Source organism: Pseudomonas migulae (assembly GCF_043225285.1).
Lineage (GTDB): Bacteria > Pseudomonadota > Gammaproteobacteria > Pseudomonadales > Pseudomonadaceae > Aquipseudomonas > Aquipseudomonas migulae_C.
The window spans coordinates 2,922,420-2,938,590 of the sequence record NZ_CP171224.1; the positions used below are offsets into that span (position 1 = coordinate 2,922,420).

Genomic DNA, 16,171 nt, shown 5'->3' on the forward strand with positions numbered 1-16,171 from the left:
GATGGACGTTAACGATGACGCGGGCAGTCTGAATGCCCGCGTTATCCACTCGACTCGGCGTTTTCGCCCCAGCGGTTATTGGTCAGAACGCGTTGACCGTCGCGCACTAAATCGAGCACTATCAGGTACCTATTTAGGTACCTTGGAGCCTCCTCGTGGAGCAACTACTCGCTAGCCGCTCAGTCAGCATCACAGAACTCAAGCGCAGTCCAAGCACTGTGATTGAGCAGGCGGGATCAGAGCCTGTGGCGGTGTTGAACCACAATCGCCCAGCCGCCTATCTTCTACCGCAAGTGGCTTATCAACGACTTCTTGATCGATTACAGGCTGCCGAAATTCGTGAGGCAATCACTGCCAGTAGAAACGATCCGCGCCCGCACATTGACGCAGACACTGTTTTTGCAGAGCTAGACGCTGTCATTGATAACGTCGCAGCCGAGCAACATGGTAGATGAGGCAACTCAAATTCGCCGCAATGGCGCGTGAGGATTTACAGCAAATTGCCCGCTTCATCGCCAAGGACAGCCCAGTCAGAGCGAGGTCTTTTATTGGTGAAATCCGAACCCTGTGTGAGCGACTCGTTGATCAGCCAGAGATGGGCGTCTCTCAGGAGGATTATGCGAAGGGTTTGCGCAGAATTAGCCACGGTTCGTATTTGATATTTTATTCCCGGGTTCAACACGACATTCTGATTGAGCGGGTATTGCACAGCGCGAGGGACATAGGCCGTCAGTTCGATACGTCTGCTCAGGATTAATGAGTGTTTCCATGACCCACAAAAAAGCCCCAGACCCTACGGCCTGAGGCTTTCTCGTTTCTACTATATGGTGCACCAGGCGGGATTCGAACCCACGACCCCTGCCTTCGGAGGGCAGTACTCTATCCAGCTGAGCTACTGGTGCAAGCGGGCGCCATGATACTCATATGCACTGCGGGCGTCCATGCTGCTGAATCGACAGCGCTTTTTCAAAGCGTAACCTGTGTTTGCTACGTTGATCAGAAAAATTAGGCAAATGCGGCGTTTTCGTTCTTTTTTTCGAACAGCCTATTGTCCTTTACCCCCTTTGATCCTAGGATTCGTTTGAGATTTCAAACGCTCTTGTCTGGGTGCTGAACCGCACGAATTCATTCCGTGCGCTATTTATGTGCTTCAGCCCGGTGAATGATTTCCCTGACGGCAGCCTTTAAAGGCGCCTTTCTACAATCATAATTTGCTCCGCGCGTGCCGCGGTGCTGTTAAGGAAAGCCGACATGCAGCTTAAAGACACCCAGTTGTTCCGCCAGCAAGCCTACATTGATGGCGCTTGGGTCGATGCGGACAATGGTCAGACGATCAAGGTCAACAACCCGGCAACGGGCGAAATTCTGGGCACCGTGCCGAAAATGGGCGCTGCCGAAACCCGCCGTGCGATCGAAGCTGCCGACAAGGCGCTGCCGGCCTGGCGTGCACTGACCGCCAAGGACCGCGCCAACAAGCTGCGTCGCTGGTTCGAGCTGATCATCGAGAACCAGGAAGACCTGGCTCGCCTGATGACCCTGGAGCAAGGCAAACCATTGGCTGAAGCCAAGGGCGAAATCGTTTATGCCGCTTCTTTCATCGAGTGGTTCGCCGAAGAAGCCAAGCGCGTCTACGGTGACGTGATTCCGGGCCACCAGCCAGACAAGCGCCTGATCGTGATCAAGCAGCCAATCGGCGTGACCGCGGCCATTACTCCGTGGAACTTCCCGGCCGCGATGATCACCCGTAAAGCCGGCCCGGCACTGGCCGCCGGTTGCACCATGGTGCTCAAGCCTGCTTCGCAAACTCCGTTTTCCGCATTCGCGCTGGCTGAACTGGCCCAGCGTGCCGGCATCCCTGCTGGCGTGTTCAGCGTTGTGTCCGGCAGCGCCGGCGACATTGGCAGCGAGCTGACCAGCAACCCGATCGTGCGTAAATTGTCCTTCACTGGCTCGACCGAAATCGGTCGTCAGCTGATGGCCGAATGCGCCAAGGACATCAAGAAAGTGTCCCTGGAACTGGGCGGCAACGCGCCGTTCATCGTGTTCGACGACGCGGACCTGGATAAGGCCGTCGAAGGCGCGATCATTTCCAAATACCGCAACAACGGCCAGACCTGCGTCTGCGCCAACCGTCTGTACATTCAGGATTCGGTCTACGACGCGTTCGCCGAGAAGCTGAAAGTGGCCGTCGCCAAACTCAAGATCGGCAACGGTCTGGAAGAAGGCACCACCACCGGTCCGCTGATCGACGAAAAAGCCGTGGCCAAGGTGCAAGAGCACATTGCTGACGCCGTTTCCAAAGGCGCCACCGTGCTGTCCGGCGGCAAGTCCATCGAAGGCAACTTCTTCGAGCCGACCATTCTGACCAACGTGCCGAACAACGCCGCCGTAGCGAAGGAAGAAACCTTCGGTCCATTGGCGCCGCTGTTCCGCTTCAAAGACGAAGCCGATGTGATCGCGATGTCGAACGACACCGAGTTCGGCCTTGCCTCGTATTTCTATGCGCGTGACCTGGGTCGTGTGTTCCGCGTGGCGGAAGCCCTGGAATACGGTATGGTCGGCGTCAACACCGGGCTGATCTCCAACGAAGTCGCGCCGTTCGGCGGCATCAAGGCCTCGGGCCTGGGCCGTGAAGGCTCCAAGTACGGCATCGAAGATTACCTGGAAATCAAATACCTCTGCCTGGGCATCTAAGCTCGAGGGCATAAGCCCGGCAAGGCATTGCTTCAAACGCAAAGGGCACGAGAGCGCTGACCCTTTGCGTGCTTCAACCGGAATTTTCTCTGTGGCCGGGAACGCTGTGGCAGTCGATCATCGCATGCTGCCTCAGTTGCCTCCCCGCCGCATTTTCCTTGAACCACGCCGCCCGATGAGCGGTGAATGAGGACTTTATGAGCAAGACTAACGCTTCCCTGATGAAACGCCGCGAAGCCGCTGTACCACGCGGTGTTGGCCAGATTCACCCGATCTTCGCCGAGTCCGCGAAGAACGCCACCGTGACCGACGTTGAAGGTCGCGAGTTCATCGACTTCGCCGGCGGTATCGCTGTGCTGAACACCGGCCACGTGCACCCGAAAATCATCGCCGCCGTGACCGAGCAGCTGAACAAGCTGACCCACACCTGCTTCCAGGTACTGGCGTACGAACCGTACGTAGAGCTGTGCGAAAAAATCAACGCCAAGGTGCCAGGTGATTTCGCCAAGAAAACCCTGCTGGTGACCACCGGTTCCGAAGCCGTTGAAAACGCCGTGAAAATCGCCCGTGCCGCGACTGGCCGTGCCGGCGTGATCGCGTTCACCGGCGCTTACCACGGTCGCACCATGATGACCCTGGGCCTGACCGGTAAAGTCGTGCCTTACTCGGCCGGCATGGGTCTGATGCCAGGCGGCGTGTTCCGCGCGCTGTACCCGAACGAACTGCACGGTGTGAGCGTCGACGATTCGATCGCCAGCATCGAGCGCATCTTCAAGAACGACGCTGAGCCGCGTGACATCGCTGCGATCATCATCGAGCCGGTTCAGGGCGAAGGCGGTTTCTACGTCGCGCCTAAAGAGTTCATGAAGCGCCTGCGCGCCCTGTGCGACCAGCACGGCATCCTGCTGATCGCTGACGAAGTGCAAACCGGCGCTGGCCGTACCGGCACTTTCTTCGCCATGGAGCAGATGGGCGTTGCCGCCGACCTGACCACCTTCGCCAAATCCATCGCTGGCGGCTTCCCGCTGGCCGGTGTGTGCGGCAAAGCCGAATACATGGACGCCATTGCTCCAGGCGGCCTGGGCGGCACCTACGCCGGTAGCCCGATCGCTTGCGCCGCGGCCCTGGCCGTGATGGAAGTGTTCGAAGAAGAGCACCTGCTGGACCGCTGCAAGGCAGTCGGCGAGCGTCTGGTCACTGGTCTCAAGGCCATCCAGGCCAAGTACCCGGTGATCGGCGAAGTCCGTGCCCTGGGCGCGATGATCGCGGTCGAGCTGTTCGAAAACGGCGACAGCCACAAGCCGAACGCTGCCGCTGTGGCATCGGTTGTGGCCAAGGCTCGCGACAAGGGCCTGATCCTGCTGTCCTGCGGCACCTACGGCAACGTTCTGCGCGTCCTGGTACCGCTGACCTCGCCGGACGAGCAACTGGACAAAGGTCTGGCGATCATCGAAGAGTGCTTCTCGGAGCTCTGATCGGTTTGTGAGCTGATCGACAAAAAACCCGCTTCGGCGGGTTTTTTTTGTTTCAAAAAACACGATGGCCTGTCTCGACAGGCCCGCATTGACTAAGGTGCAGGGTGCAAGCATTGAGAGGGAGCTTATTGCATGACAGCCGTAGATTTACCCGCCGTACCCCGAGTGCTGATTGCCGAGGCCGATCCGTGGTCCCGCGATCTGCTCAAGCAAGTGCTGCTGAATGTGCGTTGCGACGCGCGCCTCGACCTGTGCGCCGATGGCCAGGACGCACTGACGCGCCTGACGGAAAACGCTTACGACCTGCTGATCGTCGACTGGGAATTGCCCGGCGTCGACGGTTTGAATGTGTTGCGCAGTGTCCGCCAGCGCAAACGCAATCCGCCGCTGCCCTTCATCCTGATGAGCAGCCGCAACGACAGCGCCAGTGTGCGTGAAGTCTTGCCCCTGGCGCCGACGGCCTACCTGACCAAGCCATTGAACATGGAAAGCCTGACCCAGCGCCTGCAAGGGTTATTGCTCAGTGCCGGTGAAGAGGTGTTCTGCGACGTACCGGCGCTGGCGCCGGGCATGACGTTGTCGGTGTACCTGGAGCGTCGGCGTGAGCTGGCCGAGGGCGCACCGCTGATGACCGATGTTCAGCTGGCGGTCAAACGCAGCCTTGAACCCAACGGCCTCGATCTGACGCTGCTGGAAGCAGAAATCCGCACCGATCCGCAGATTACCGCCGTGCTGATCGCCGCTGCCAACAGCGCTGCCCAGCACCATGGCGAGGCGGTTCAAACCCTGGCTCAGGCGCTGCATCGCCTCGGCACCGGGCAAAGCATGAACCTGATTCTGGGGCTGGCGCTCAAGCGCAGTGCACGGCTCAGCGATCCCTTGTTGGCGGACTACGCCGAGCGCAATTGGGAGCTGTCGCTACACACCGCCGAATACGCGCGGACGCTGGCGCGCTTGCTGGATCTGGATCAGGAGCGCTGCTATTGCGCGGGCATGCTGCATCGCCTGGGCGATCTGGCGTTGCTGCGCTGTTTGCAGGAATGGAAACAGGCCGGTGGCGATCTGGATGAATGGGAGGAGGTCGGTGATGCGCTCGACGAGTTCGGCGCGGCCTATGGTTCTGCGTTGCGCACTCGCTGGCGCTTGCCGCTGGAGCTGCGAGAGCTGATTGCGGCGGTCTACCAGCTCGGTGGCGGGGTTTACTCCCGCGAGGCGTTGGTGATGAACATGGCGGCGCAGTTGGCGCGTCTGACCGAGCATGAGGGCATCGAAGAGCTGGCCAAGAGCCGGACGGCGCGGTTGCTCAAGATTGGTTTGCCGGAGTTGGCGCGATTGCGCAAAAAGTGAGTCCTGCATCAACCCTGTGGGAGCGAGCCTGCTCGCGAATGCGGTGCATCAGCCGACATCAATGGTGACTGGCAGACTGCATTCGCGAGCAGGCTCGCTCCCACATTGGTTTATGTGTGATAACCGGGGTTATCGTCAGCCGGAGATGATCCGGTTCTTGCCCTGGCGCTTGGCTTCATACATCGCCGCATCCGCCCGGGCGAACAAGGTGTCGATGCTTTCATCCTCAGGCGTGAGGCTGGTCAGGCCCTGGCTGACCGTGATGCCGAATGACTTGTGCTCATGGCTGAAGCTCAATCGCTGAATCTCCCGTTCCAGACGCTCGGCCACTTGCATGGCCATGTCCGGTGCGCAGCCAGGAAACACCGCGGCAAATTCCTCGCCACCGATTCGCCCGAACACATCGCCACGCCGCAACGTCCCGCGCCCGGTCTCAGCGATTTGTTGTAGAACGTGATCGCCTTCCGGATGGCCGTAGGTGTCGTTGATGACCTTGAAGTCATCGATGTCCAGCAACAGAAACGCCAGCGGTGAGCCCTGCTGGCGGGCCACTTCGAATTCCCGGCGGGCGCAGTCGAAGAAATGCCGGCGATTGCTGCTTTGGGTCAGCACGTCAGTGGTGGCCAGGCGATGCAACTCGCTTTCCATCTGTTTTTTATCGGTGATGTCTTCGGCGATGCCGACGATGATCACAGGCCGACCCGGCTCGGCTTGGCGGTTGATGAAGCACTTGTCGCTGAGCCAGCGTACTTGGCCATCGGCCGCGATGATGCGGTATTCGCGGTCTTCGACTGCGCCTTTGACCAGCACTTCGGCGAGGCTGCGTTCTGCGTATTCCAGGTCGTCCGGGTAAATGCTGTCACGCCACTGGTTGTAGTCGGACAGCAGCAGCCCGGCGGAACGGCCGAAAATCCGTTCATAGGCGGGGCTGACGTAGAGCACCTGACGAGTTTCCCAATTGAAGGCCCAAAGCACCGCATTGAGACTGACCAGCAGAGAGCTGAACAGCTGTTCGCGTTCGCTCAGGCGTGCGACTTCGCCTTGGGCGTGCATCAATGCCATCAGGGTTTGCGCAGCCTCGGGCCATTGGGGCAGGGATGTGTCTTGCAGGTTCTTGTTGACCATCGGCACAAATCTCAAAGGGCGTACCGCGCGTTCGACAGCGGCCACGACTAAGCCCGCCGTAGTGGCGAAGTGTCTTTGAGATAGGGGATTTGGAGCTAAGTTCCGAAGGGTGCACCCGCGAACAGGGCGCACCGATCAACGGCGTCAGGCGGTAGCGGCGGGGCGCAGGGAGTAGGTTTTCAACTGGTCGGCGAAGTCGCGCAGGGACTGAATCCCGCTGGCTTCGGCTTCGTGTACCCAGTCCTTGATCGCGGCCAGCATGTCGTGACCATTTGAGCTGGTCTTGACCCAGATCTGCTGCAGGGCCAGTCGTTTCTCGTAAATTACCTTCAGCGCCTGGCTGTGCTCGAGCATGGTCTGGATACGCACGTGGTGTTTGTCATCAAGCAAGCTGGTTTCCCGCGAGAGCAGGCGTTTGGCCCGGTGGAACTGGTGACGGACCGAGTGATCGACCTTTTCCAGTTCTTGCTTGACCAGCGGTGCGATCACCAGCTTGCGGTACTGCGCCATGATCTGGAAGCGGTTGTTGAGGATGGCCATGGCGGTATCCATGTCCAGGCTGCCTTTGCCTTCGACGCGGTGGGCGATAGGCGCAACGCGCTGAACCTTGGCCAGGCGCAGGAAGCTGAAGATCTGGATCCAGGCCCAACCGAGGTCGAACTCCCACTTCTTCACCGACAGTTTTGCCGAATTAGGGTAGGTGTGATGGTTGTTATGCAGTTCTTCGCCACCGATCAGGATGCCCCACGGCACCAAATTGGTCGCCGCGTCGCGGCATTCGAAGTTGCGGTAGCCGACGGCATGGCCCAGGCCATTGACCACGCCAGCGGCCCACACCGGGATCCACATCATCTGGATGGCCCAGATGGTGATGCCGATGGTGCCGAACAGCAGCAAGTCGATGACGCCCATGATCGCCACGCCCAGCAGCGGGAAACGGCTGTAGAGGTTGCGTTCGATCCAGTCTTCGGGGCAGTTCTTGCCGTAGATGCGCAGGGTTTCCGGGTTCTCCGCTTCGGAGCGGTACAGCTCGGCGCCTTTGCGCAGAACGGTGGACAGGCCCTTGATGACCGGGCTGTGCGGGTCGTCGACGGTTTCGCATTTGGCGTGATGCTTGCGGTGGATGGCGGTCCACTCGCGGGTGTTCTGCGCCGTGGTCAGCCACAGCCAGAAGCGGAAGAAATGTTTCAGGCCAGCATTGAGCTCAAGCGAGCGATGGGCTGAATAACGATGCAGATAGACCGTGACGCCGATAATCGTGACGTGGGTCATCAGCAGGGTGACTGCCACCAGTGACCAGGGCGACAAGCCGAGAAAACCTTCGTACCACATAGGCTATAGGGCCCTCGAAAAAGAAAAAAACAGCCGTTGCATTATCACTAAGCCCACGGATAAAACCAGTCGCCCTTTCAGATAAGAGTGGCGGGATGTTTCTTTCACCTATAATTCCAACCCTTTTGTAGGGACATGGACGACCGAATGTCTGCCATCTATCGCGCCGCATTGCGCGCAGCGCTGCTTTATCTGTTGTTTTCCGTAGTCTGGCTGCAGTTCAGTGGTTATTTATTGAACAGTTTCTTCGATAGCTCCGACGAGCAGCTGCGATGGCAACTGATCAACGGTTACGCCTGGGTCTTGCTGAGCGCCGGGTTGATCTTCATCGCCCGGGCGCGATTGCTCCGTTGCCTGGGCATCGGCGCCACCTTGCGCGAGCGCCACGAAGATCGTGAGCGTTTGCGCCAGGCAGCTGCCGTATTCGATTGCACTCGCGAAGGCGTGCTGGTCACCAACAGCAAAGGGGTGATCGTCCATGTGAACCGGGCATTCATGGAAATCACCGGCTATCAGCGTGACGAAGTGCTGGGCCAGCAACCCAGTCTGTTCAAGTCCGGCCATCACCCGACCGCTTTCTATCAGGCGATGTTCGCGACATTGAACGCCAATGGTGAATGGAGCGGCGAGATCTGGAACCGCCGCAAAAACGGCGAAATCTACCCGCAATGGCAGACGATTCGCCTGATTCACGACGACGAAGGCCAGCTCAGCCACTACGTGGCGGTGTTCTCCGACATCAGCGCGGTCAAGGATTCCGAGCACGAGCTCAAGTACCTGGCCAACCATGATCCATTGACCGATCTGCCCAATCGCCTGCTGTTCACCGACCGGGCCCAGCAGGCGCTGGCGTCGGCGCAGATTCACAAGCGCGGCTGCGCATTGCTGATGATCGATCTGGATCACTTCAAGATGATCAATGACAGCCTCGGTCACACCATCGGTGACCAGTTGCTCAAGGCCGTCGCCGAGCGCCTGAAAACCCTGTTCGGTCCGGGGATCACCCTGGCCCGGCTCGGTGGCGACGAATTCGCCGTGTTGGCCGAAAGTTGTCCACAACTGGTGCATGCGGCGGCGTTGGCCCAGCGCATCATCGAGGCGCTGAAGGAACCGTTCGCCATTGACGGGCATCGGCTATTTATCAATGGCAGCATCGGCATCAGCCTGTTTCCCGGCGATGCCTTGAGCGCCGAACAGCTGCTGCGCAATGCCGACTCGGCCCTGTTCAAGGCCAAAAGCGCAGGCCGCGACGGCTATGCCCTGTACACCGAAGAATTGACTGCCCATGCGCAGCAGCGGGTCGAGACGGCCTCAGAACTGCGTCGTGCGTTGGAGCAGCAGGAATTGCGGGTGTATTACCAGCCGGTTCACGACCTCCAGAGCCGGCGCCTGGTCGGTGTCGAGGCGCTGGTGCGATGGGAGCACCCGCAACGTGGGCTGGTCTCGCCCGCGGAATTCATTCCCATCGCCGAACGTACCGGGTTGATAGCCGAGATCGATGCCTGGGTCATGGGGCAGGCGTGCCAGCAAATGTGCCAGTGGCAGCAGGCCGGGGTGGCGTTGTCGTTTGTCGCGGTGAACGTGTCGTCACGTTTGTTCGCTCGTCGTGAGCTGTACCAGCAAGTGGCGCAGGTGTTGCGCGAAACCGGGCTGGATCCGGCGTATCTGGAGCTGGAAGTCACGGAAAGCGCTGTGATGGATGACCCGGAGGTGGCGCTTGAGCAGATGCATCGCTTGCGCGAACTCGGCGTGCGGCTGGCCATCGATGACTTTGGCACCGGGTATTCGTCGCTGTTGCGGCTCAAGCGTTTGCCGGTGCAGAAGCTCAAGATCGATCAGGGTTTCGTGGCCGGGTTGCCCTGGGATGACGACGATGGCGCGATCGTGCGCGTGATCATCGCCCTGGCGCAGAGCATGGGGATGCAGGTGCATGCCGAAGGGATTGAGCAGGCTGAGCAGGCGGGCTTCCTTTTTGAGCAGGGTTGCGATCTTGGCCAGGGTTACTGGTTCGGCCGGCCGGTGCCCGCGGGGCAACTGGACTGGATGCACGCCCCCGAATCCTACTGACAACCCACCCCTGTAGGAGCCGGCTTGCTGGCGATGGCTGCCTCGAGTCATACGTAAATCTTGAGGGCCTCATCGCCGGCAAGCCGGCTCCTACGGGGATCGCGTGGGGGTTGGTTTCTGGATCCTCGATCCGTCGCGCAGACGTAAACCCGCGTCCCGCCAAACAATTTCTTTTGGTTATATAAACATTCTTAAATAGTCTTTTTAAGAATATCCGCACCTCTCTACTATTGGTCTCACGCCGCAAGCAGTACCGCCCACTGCCAGGCAACCTCTCAGTCGAAGGAGCAGCACCATGAGCGCATCCCTACGTAGCGTTGACGGTCAAGACGAAGCCACCATCTTGCGTGAAATCCAGAGCGCCTTGCGCGACCTGCGATTCGGCGCCGTGGAAATCACCGTGCACAACGCTCAGGTCGTTCAGATCGAACGCAAAGAAAAATTCCGTTTGCAGAACCCGGGCAACAAACCGAGCTAACCCACCGGCAACCGTTCCCAGCAATCATAAAAAAAAGCCAACACACCAAGAATTCCAGGAGCTTTCACCATGTCGTCGATTCGTCATTTCGCTTTGGCCGCGTTGGCCAGTGCCCTCTTTGCTGGTTCCGCGGTTGCCAAGGATTACGAGCTGCTCAACGTGTCGTACGACCCGACTCGCGAGCTGTATCAGGATTACAACGCTGAATTCGTCAAGTTCTGGCAGAAAGACCACGCTGGCGACACTGTGAAAATCCAGCAGTCCCACGGTGGTTCGGGCAAACAGGGCCGTGCGGTGATCGACGGTCTGCGCGCCGACGTAGTGACCCTGGCCCTGGCCGGTGACATCGACGAAATCGCCAAGCTCGGCAAAACCCTGCCGGCGGACTGGCAGAAGCGTCTGCCGGAAGCCAGCACCCCGTACACCTCGACCATTGTGTTCCTGGTGCGCAAAGGCAATCCTAAAGGCATCAAGGACTGGGGCGATCTGGTCAAGAACGACGTATCGGTCATCACCCCGAACCCGAAAACCTCCGGCGGTGCACGCTGGAACTTCCTCGCGGCGTGGGCCTACGGCCTGAAAGCCAATGGCGGCAACGAAGCCAAGGCCAAAGAATACGTACAAACCCTGTTCAAACACGTTCCAGTGCTGGACACCGGTGCTCGCGGTTCGACCATCACCTTCGTCAACAACGGTCAGGGTGACGTGTTGCTGGCCTGGGAAAACGAAGCGTTCCTGGCGCTGAAAGAAGACGGCGGCGCCGACAAGTTCGAAATCGTCGTGCCTTCGCTGTCGATCCTGGCCGAGCCGCCGGTGGCTGTGGTCGACAAGAACGCCGAGAAGAAAGGCAACGAGCAGATCGCCGAAGCCTACCTCAAGCACCTGTACAGCCCGGCCGGTCAGGAAATTGCCGCGAAAAACTTCTATCGTCCACGTGACAAGGATGTAGCGGCCAAGTACGCCCAGCAGTTCCCGAAACTGGAGTTGGTGACCATCGACAAGGACTTCGGCGGCTGGAAGACTGCCCAACCGAAATTCTTTAATGACGGTGGTGTGTTCGACCAGATCTACTCGGCGCAGTAACCTGCACTAAGCCATAAACGAGCCCCGGATTTACGTTCGGGGCTTTGTGCGTTCTCAACCAAGGACTTTTATGTCGCGTCGTATCTCCCCCGTCATACCCGGCTTCGGGCTGACGCTGGGCTACACCTTGGTGTACCTCAGCCTGATTGTGCTCATACCACTGGCGGCGATGTTCGTGCACGCCTCTCAACTCACCTGGGATCAGTTCTGGGCGATCATCTCGGCGCCTCGCGTACTGGCGGCGTTGAAGCTGAGCTTCGGCACCGCGCTGTATGCCGCGATCATCAACGGCATCATCGGCACGCTGCTGGCCTGGGTGCTGGTGCGCTACACGTTCCCGGGTCGCAAGGTCATCGATGCGATGATCGACTTGCCCTTCGCATTGCCCACGGCCGTGGCCGGTATCGCGCTGACCGCACTGTACGCGCCGAATGGGTGGGTGGGTCAGTTTGCTGCGGACCTGGGTTTCAAGATCGCGTATACCCCCCTCGGCATCACGCTGGCGCTGACGTTTGTCACGCTTCCATTCGTAGTACGTACGGTACAGCCAGTATTGGCCGATATCCCGCGTGAAGTGGAAGAAGCAGCGGCCTGCCTCGGCGCAAAACCGTTGCAGGTTTTCCGCCATATCCTGGTGCCCGCACTGCTGCCTGCCTGGTTGACTGGTTTCGCATTGGCCTTTGCCCGCGGGGTCGGCGAGTACGGTTCGGTGATTTTCATCGCCGGCAACATGCCGATGAAAACCGAGATCCTGCCGCTGCTGATCATGGTCAAGCTCGACCAGTACGATTACACCGGCGCCACGTCCATCGGCGTACTGATGCTGGTGGTTTCCTTCGTCCTGTTGCTGCTGATCAACTTGCTGCAACGCCGTATTGAAACCCCATAAGGAGGCGCAGAAATGTCCCAATCATCTATCGCTGCTGCTTCCTCGAACGCTGCCCGCCGTGGCAGTGCCACGTCACGGCGAATCCTGATCGGCCTCGGCTGGCTGGTGTTTGCCCTTTTCCTGTTGCTGCCGCTAGTGATCGTGGTGTCCCAGGGTTTGAAGAATGGTCTGGGTTCGTTCTTCACCGCGATCCTTGAACCCGACGCGCTGTCGGCATTGAAACTCACGGTGATCGCCGTGGCGATCTCGGTGCCGTTGAACCTGGTGTTCGGTGTCAGCGCCGCGTGGTGCGTGAGCAAATACTCGTTCCGCGGTAAAAGCATTCTGGTCACCCTGATCGACCTGCCGTTCTCGGTATCGCCGGTGATCGCCGGTCTGGTCTACGTGCTGATGTTCGGCGCCCAGGGCCTGTTCGGGCCGTGGTTGCAGGATCACGATATCCAGATCGTTTTCGCCCTGCCGGGCATCGTGCTGGCGACGATTTTCGTCACCGTGCCGTTCGTGGCGCGCGAGCTGATCCCGCTGATGCAGGAACAAGGCACCCAGGAAGAAGAGGCCGCGCGCCTGCTGGGCGCCAATGGCTGGCAGATGTTCTGGCACGTCACCGTTCCCAATATCAAATGGGGCCTGATCTACGGCGTGGTGCTGTGTACCGCGCGGGCGATGGGTGAGTTCGGTGCGGTGTCGGTGGTTTCCGGGCACATTCGCGGGGTGACCAACACCTTGCCGCTGCACGTCGAGATCCTCTACAACGAATACAACCACGTGGCCGCGTTCGCCGTGGCGAGCCTGTTGCTGATCCTGGCGCTCTTCATCCTGCTGCTCAAGCAGTGGAGCGAAAACCGTATTAACCGCCTGCGCGCCAGCGCCGCGGAGGAATAATTCATGTCGATCGAAGTGCGTAACGTCAGCAAGAATTTCAATGCGTTCAAGGCCCTCAATGACATCAGCCTGGACATCCACAGCGGCGAACTCGTGGCGTTGCTGGGCCCGTCGGGTTGCGGCAAGACCACGCTGCTGCGGATCATCGCCGGCCTGGAAACCCCGGACAACGGCAACATCGTGTTCCACGGTGAAGACGTTTCCGGCCATGACGTGCGGGATCGCAACGTCGGTTTCGTGTTCCAGCACTACGCCTTGTTCCGCCACATGACGGTGTTCGACAACGTCGCGTTCGGCCTGCGCATGAAACCGAAAAACCAGCGCCCGAGCGAAAGCCAGATTGCAACCAAGGTTCATGAATTGCTGAACATGGTGCAACTGGACTGGTTGTCGGATCGCTACCCGGAGCAACTGTCCGGTGGTCAGCGTCAGCGTATCGCGCTGGCCCGCGCCCTGGCGGTGGAACCGAAAGTCCTGCTGCTCGACGAACCGTTCGGCGCCCTCGACGCCAAGGTCCGCAAGGAGCTGCGTCGCTGGCTGGCGCGGCTGCACGAAGACATCAACCTGACCTCCGTGTTCGTGACCCACGACCAGGAAGAAGCGATGGAAGTCGCCGACCGCATCGTGGTGATGAACAAGGGTGTGATCGAGCAGATCGGCTCACCGGGTGACGTCTACGAAAACCCGGCCAGCGACTTCGTTTATCACTTCCTCGGCGACTCGAACCGTTTGCATCTGGGTGAGGACAAACACGTGCTGTTCCGTCCGCACGAAGTGTCGCTGTCGCGGCATGAGCTGGAAGACCATCACGCGGCTGAAGTGCGGGATATTCGTCCGCTGGGCGCGACGACTCGGGTGACATTGAAGGTCGAAGGCCAAAGCGATCTGATCGAGGCTGAAGTGGTGAAGGATCACGACAGCCTGATCGGTCTGGCGAAGGGCGAGACGCTGTTCTTCAAGCCGAAGGTCTGGCAGAAAGTCGCCAACATCTAACTCTGTAGGAGCCGGCTTGCCGGCGATAGCGGTGTGTCTGACATGCCGCGTTATCGTTCATCGCCAGCAAGCTGGCTCCTACAGTGTCGGTGTCGTGCACAAATTCCCTGTGGGAGCGAGCCTGCTCGCGATGGTGCCTTAAGCAGCCGCGCGATTCGGATTAACGCGCACGCCACCCACCCGCGCTTCAATCTGCTCTTTCAAATCCCGCCGCATCCCCAGCAAAAACGCCAGTTCCACCACCACGAACAACGGCCCGACGATCAACCCCGTCACGTCATCGACAAACGCCGGTTTGCGTCCTTCGTAATGGTGCCCGACAAACTGGATCGCCCAGCCGATCACAAACATCCCGACGCCACTCGCCAGCCACACCAGCGTGCTTTGCTGCGCCAGCGCGTGCCCTGCCCAAACGCACAGACCGAGCAGCACCGTCATCAGCACACCAAGGCGCAGTTCCAGACGCAGGTAGAACCACGCCGACGCCAGCGAAGCCAGCACCGCCGGCGAGAGCCAGCCGCCGCCCCATTGCGGGCGGGAGAGCAAAACGGCCACGGCCACGACAATCAGCGGGATGCCGATAAAGTGGCTGGCGATATTGCGCGGGTCACGGTGATAGGCGGCGTATTGACCGAGATGGTCAACGAGGCTTTTTTTCATTGTTATTCCTCCTGTAGGGTGACTGATCTTGCCCCGGGTTCACCTTTCGCTCTGTCAGCCAGGCGACAATCTCCAGGAGTTTCGATGGACATGCAGGTTTGGCGTTCGCGTCTGATGACGGGGCAGTGGTTCAGTCATTTGCCGGTTCCCTTACAGAATAGTCTGCTGGCTGCCGCCAAGGTGCGGCGTCTGTCGTCGGGGCAGCGCTTGTTCAAGCGTGGCGATCCGCCGTGCGGCCTGTATGCGGTGCTTGAAGGTTCTGTTCGAATCGGCGCCGTGAGCGAACAGGGTAAGGAAGCTTTGTTGAGCCTCGTGGAGTCGCCGCACTGGTTTGGCGAAATCTGTCTGTTCGACGGCCAGCCGCGTACTCACGATGCGTTCGGCGTGGGGCCATGCATCTTGCTGCACATCCCGCAATCGGTGCTGTTGGCCTTGCTCGACGAGCAGCCGGTGTACTGGCGGCAGCTGGCCTTGTTGATGAGCCAGAAACTGCGCCTGACGTTTATCAACCTCGAACAGTTGAGCCTGATGCCGGCGCCGGCACGGCTGGCCCATCGTTTGCTGATGATTGCCGAGGGGTATGGCGAAATCAACCCGCCGCGGCGTGTGCTGCAACTGCCCCAGGAGCAGTTGGCGTCGATGTTGTCGCTGTCTCGGCAGACCACTAACCAGATCCTCAAGGAGTTGCAGGGGCAGGGGATTCTGGATTTAAAGTATGGCGAGATTGAGATTCTGGATGCCGAGCGGTTGCGGGGGTTGGCGATTTTTTAGGTTGTTGCGCGGTTGGGTGTATATCCGTTTTTTGGGTGATGGCTGGTATTGGTTTCGCCCTTACGGCGAGCTACTTGGAAAAACGGAACGCCGCCCGGCGCCAAGTAACCAAGCGCTCTTGCCCCTTTCGTTCGGTGCCTCGCCTAGGCTCGGCATGCCCTCCTTCCGGTCCTGCTCCGTGGGCCCGCCGCCATCGGCCATCCATGGCCGGGGGCGGCTAACCCGGCATCCATGCCGGGTTGCCCACTGCGCAGAACCTCCACTCGGCCTCTCGAGGGGGCGCTCACCGCCACAGCCGCCGAGGCGGCCTTAAAGCCGACCTGGCTCTTTTGTGTTCGCGTTCCCCCTGTGGGAGCGAGCCTGCTCGCGATGGAC

General features: G+C 59.7%; 15 protein-coding genes and 1 tRNA gene. 12 read left to right on the forward strand and 4 right to left on the reverse strand.

Going from position 1 to position 16,171, the window contains the following annotated elements:
- The first annotated feature begins 218 nt into the window (after positions 1–218).
- The gene (locus ACF6ZU_RS13565) at positions 219–455 is read left to right on the forward strand and encodes a prevent-host-death protein (protein ID WP_392893798.1); all 237 of its coding nucleotides are present in this window, start codon (positions 219–221) and stop codon (positions 453–455) included.
- Positions 452–757 (forward strand): type II toxin-antitoxin system RelE/ParE family toxin, encoded by a 306-nt coding sequence (locus ACF6ZU_RS13570; protein ID WP_392893210.1) that lies wholly within the window; start codon positions 452–454, stop codon positions 755–757. The genes ACF6ZU_RS13565 and ACF6ZU_RS13570 overlap by 4 nt, the downstream gene beginning before the upstream one ends.
- A gap of 68 nt (positions 758–825) precedes the next feature.
- Here the strand turns inward: ACF6ZU_RS13570 and ACF6ZU_RS13575 are convergent.
- Positions 826–902 (reverse strand) — tRNA-Arg (locus tag ACF6ZU_RS13575).
- 349 nt (positions 903–1,251) lie between these two features.
- Here ACF6ZU_RS13575 and gabD point away from each other — a divergent pair.
- The 3 genes from gabD (at position 1,252) to ACF6ZU_RS13590 (ending at position 5,516) form a co-directional block, all read left to right on the forward strand.
- Positions 1,252–2,694, forward strand: a complete 1,443-nt coding sequence (gabD, locus tag ACF6ZU_RS13580; protein WP_392893212.1) for an NADP-dependent succinate-semialdehyde dehydrogenase — start codon at positions 1,252–1,254, stop codon at positions 2,692–2,694.
- A gap of 197 nt (positions 2,695–2,891) precedes the next feature.
- A complete protein-coding gene (gene gabT / locus ACF6ZU_RS13585) occupies positions 2,892–4,169 on the forward strand; it encodes a 4-aminobutyrate--2-oxoglutarate transaminase (RefSeq protein WP_392893214.1) in 1,278 nt (425 codons plus the stop codon).
- Positions 4,170–4,301: 132 nt separating this feature from the next.
- Positions 4,302–5,516 (forward strand): HDOD domain-containing protein, encoded by a 1,215-nt coding sequence (locus ACF6ZU_RS13590; RefSeq protein WP_392893216.1) that lies wholly within the window; start codon positions 4,302–4,304, stop codon positions 5,514–5,516.
- Between the two features lie 135 nt (positions 5,517–5,651).
- Here the strand turns inward: ACF6ZU_RS13590 and ACF6ZU_RS13595 are convergent, their stop codons facing one another.
- A complete protein-coding gene (locus ACF6ZU_RS13595; RefSeq protein ID WP_392893800.1) occupies positions 5,652–6,641 on the reverse strand; it encodes a GGDEF domain-containing protein in 990 nt (329 codons plus the stop codon).
- A 144-nt stretch (positions 6,642–6,785) separates the two neighbouring features.
- Entirely contained in the window at positions 6,786–7,973 is a 1,188-nt protein-coding gene (gene desA, locus ACF6ZU_RS13600) for a delta-9 fatty acid desaturase DesA (RefSeq protein ID WP_392893219.1), read from the reverse strand.
- A gap of 147 nt (positions 7,974–8,120) precedes the next feature.
- Between desA and dibA the strand changes: the two genes are divergently transcribed.
- The 6 genes from dibA to ACF6ZU_RS13630 all read left to right on the forward strand — a co-directional run bounded on the left by dibA (position 8,121) and on the right by ACF6ZU_RS13630 (position 14,365).
- Entirely contained in the window at positions 8,121–10,040 is a 1,920-nt protein-coding gene (gene dibA / locus ACF6ZU_RS13605; protein ID WP_392893221.1) for a phosphodiesterase DibA, read from the forward strand.
- A 295-nt stretch (positions 10,041–10,335) separates the two neighbouring features.
- Positions 10,336–10,518 carry a sulfur starvation response protein OscA gene (oscA, locus tag ACF6ZU_RS13610; protein ID WP_007941032.1) on the forward strand — a complete coding sequence of 61 codons (183 nt, stop codon included), beginning with the start codon at positions 10,336–10,338 and terminating at the stop codon, positions 10,516–10,518.
- Positions 10,519–10,587: 69 nt separating this feature from the next.
- Positions 10,588–11,601: a sulfate ABC transporter substrate-binding protein gene (locus tag ACF6ZU_RS13615; protein WP_392893225.1), complete on the forward strand. Its 1,014-nt coding sequence runs from the start codon at positions 10,588–10,590 to the stop codon at positions 11,599–11,601.
- 70 nt (positions 11,602–11,671) lie between these two features.
- Entirely contained in the window at positions 11,672–12,490 is an 819-nt protein-coding gene (cysT, locus tag ACF6ZU_RS13620; RefSeq protein WP_392893227.1) for a sulfate ABC transporter permease subunit CysT, read from the forward strand.
- Between the two features lie 12 nt (positions 12,491–12,502).
- Complete coding sequence (gene cysW, locus ACF6ZU_RS13625; protein ID WP_392893228.1) at positions 12,503–13,372, forward strand: sulfate ABC transporter permease subunit CysW; 870 nt, start codon at positions 12,503–12,505, stop codon at positions 13,370–13,372.
- Between the two features lie 3 nt (positions 13,373–13,375).
- On the forward strand, positions 13,376–14,365 hold the full coding sequence (locus ACF6ZU_RS13630; RefSeq protein ID WP_392893230.1) for a sulfate/molybdate ABC transporter ATP-binding protein: 990 nt from the start codon (positions 13,376–13,378) through the stop codon (positions 14,363–14,365).
- Positions 14,366–14,503: 138 nt separating this feature from the next.
- Here ACF6ZU_RS13630 and ACF6ZU_RS13635 read toward each other — a convergent pair whose 3' ends face one another.
- The gene (locus tag ACF6ZU_RS13635) at positions 14,504–15,025 is read right to left on the reverse strand and encodes a DUF962 domain-containing protein (protein ID WP_392893232.1); all 522 of its coding nucleotides are present in this window, start codon (positions 15,023–15,025) and stop codon (positions 14,504–14,506) included.
- Between the two features lie 84 nt (positions 15,026–15,109).
- On the opposite strand from ACF6ZU_RS13635, the gene ACF6ZU_RS13640 reads away from it, so the two are divergent.
- Positions 15,110–15,796, forward strand: coding sequence for a Crp/Fnr family transcriptional regulator (locus ACF6ZU_RS13640; RefSeq protein WP_392893235.1), 687 nt, complete (start codon positions 15,110–15,112; stop codon positions 15,794–15,796).
- The last annotated feature ends 375 nt before the right edge of the window (positions 15,797–16,171 follow it).

Bases quoted from the DNA above. Each gene is read 5' to 3' on its own strand.
- ACF6ZU_RS13630 (WP_392893230.1), top strand. From the start codon at position 13,376: ATGTCGATCGAAGTGCGTAACGTCAGCAAGAATTTCAATGCGTTCAAG.
- cysW (WP_392893228.1), top strand. From the start codon at position 12,503: ATGTCCCAATCATCTATCGCTGCTGCTTCCTCGAACGCTGCCCGCCGT.
- ACF6ZU_RS13615 (WP_392893225.1), top strand. From the start codon at position 10,588: ATGTCGTCGATTCGTCATTTCGCTTTGGCCGCGTTGGCCAGTGCCCTC.
- ACF6ZU_RS13590 (WP_392893216.1), top strand. From the start codon at position 4,302: ATGACAGCCGTAGATTTACCCGCCGTACCCCGAGTGCTGATTGCCGAG.
- ACF6ZU_RS13570 (WP_392893210.1), top strand. From the start codon at position 452: ATGAGGCAACTCAAATTCGCCGCAATGGCGCGTGAGGATTTACAGCAA.
- dibA (WP_392893221.1), top strand. From the start codon at position 8,121: ATGTCTGCCATCTATCGCGCCGCATTGCGCGCAGCGCTGCTTTATCTG.
- ACF6ZU_RS13595 (WP_392893800.1), bottom strand. From the start codon at position 6,641: ATGGTCAACAAGAACCTGCAAGACACATCCCTGCCCCAATGGCCCGAG.
- gabT (WP_392893214.1), top strand. From the start codon at position 2,892: ATGAGCAAGACTAACGCTTCCCTGATGAAACGCCGCGAAGCCGCTGTA.
- cysT (WP_392893227.1), top strand. From the start codon at position 11,672: ATGTCGCGTCGTATCTCCCCCGTCATACCCGGCTTCGGGCTGACGCTG.
- oscA (WP_007941032.1), top strand. From the start codon at position 10,336: ATGAGCGCATCCCTACGTAGCGTTGACGGTCAAGACGAAGCCACCATC.
- ACF6ZU_RS13635 (WP_392893232.1), bottom strand. From the start codon at position 15,025: ATGAAAAAAAGCCTCGTTGACCATCTCGGTCAATACGCCGCCTATCAC.
- desA (WP_392893219.1), bottom strand. From the start codon at position 7,973: ATGTGGTACGAAGGTTTTCTCGGCTTGTCGCCCTGGTCACTGGTGGCA.
- ACF6ZU_RS13640 (WP_392893235.1), top strand. From the start codon at position 15,110: ATGGACATGCAGGTTTGGCGTTCGCGTCTGATGACGGGGCAGTGGTTC.
- gabD (WP_392893212.1), top strand. From the start codon at position 1,252: ATGCAGCTTAAAGACACCCAGTTGTTCCGCCAGCAAGCCTACATTGAT.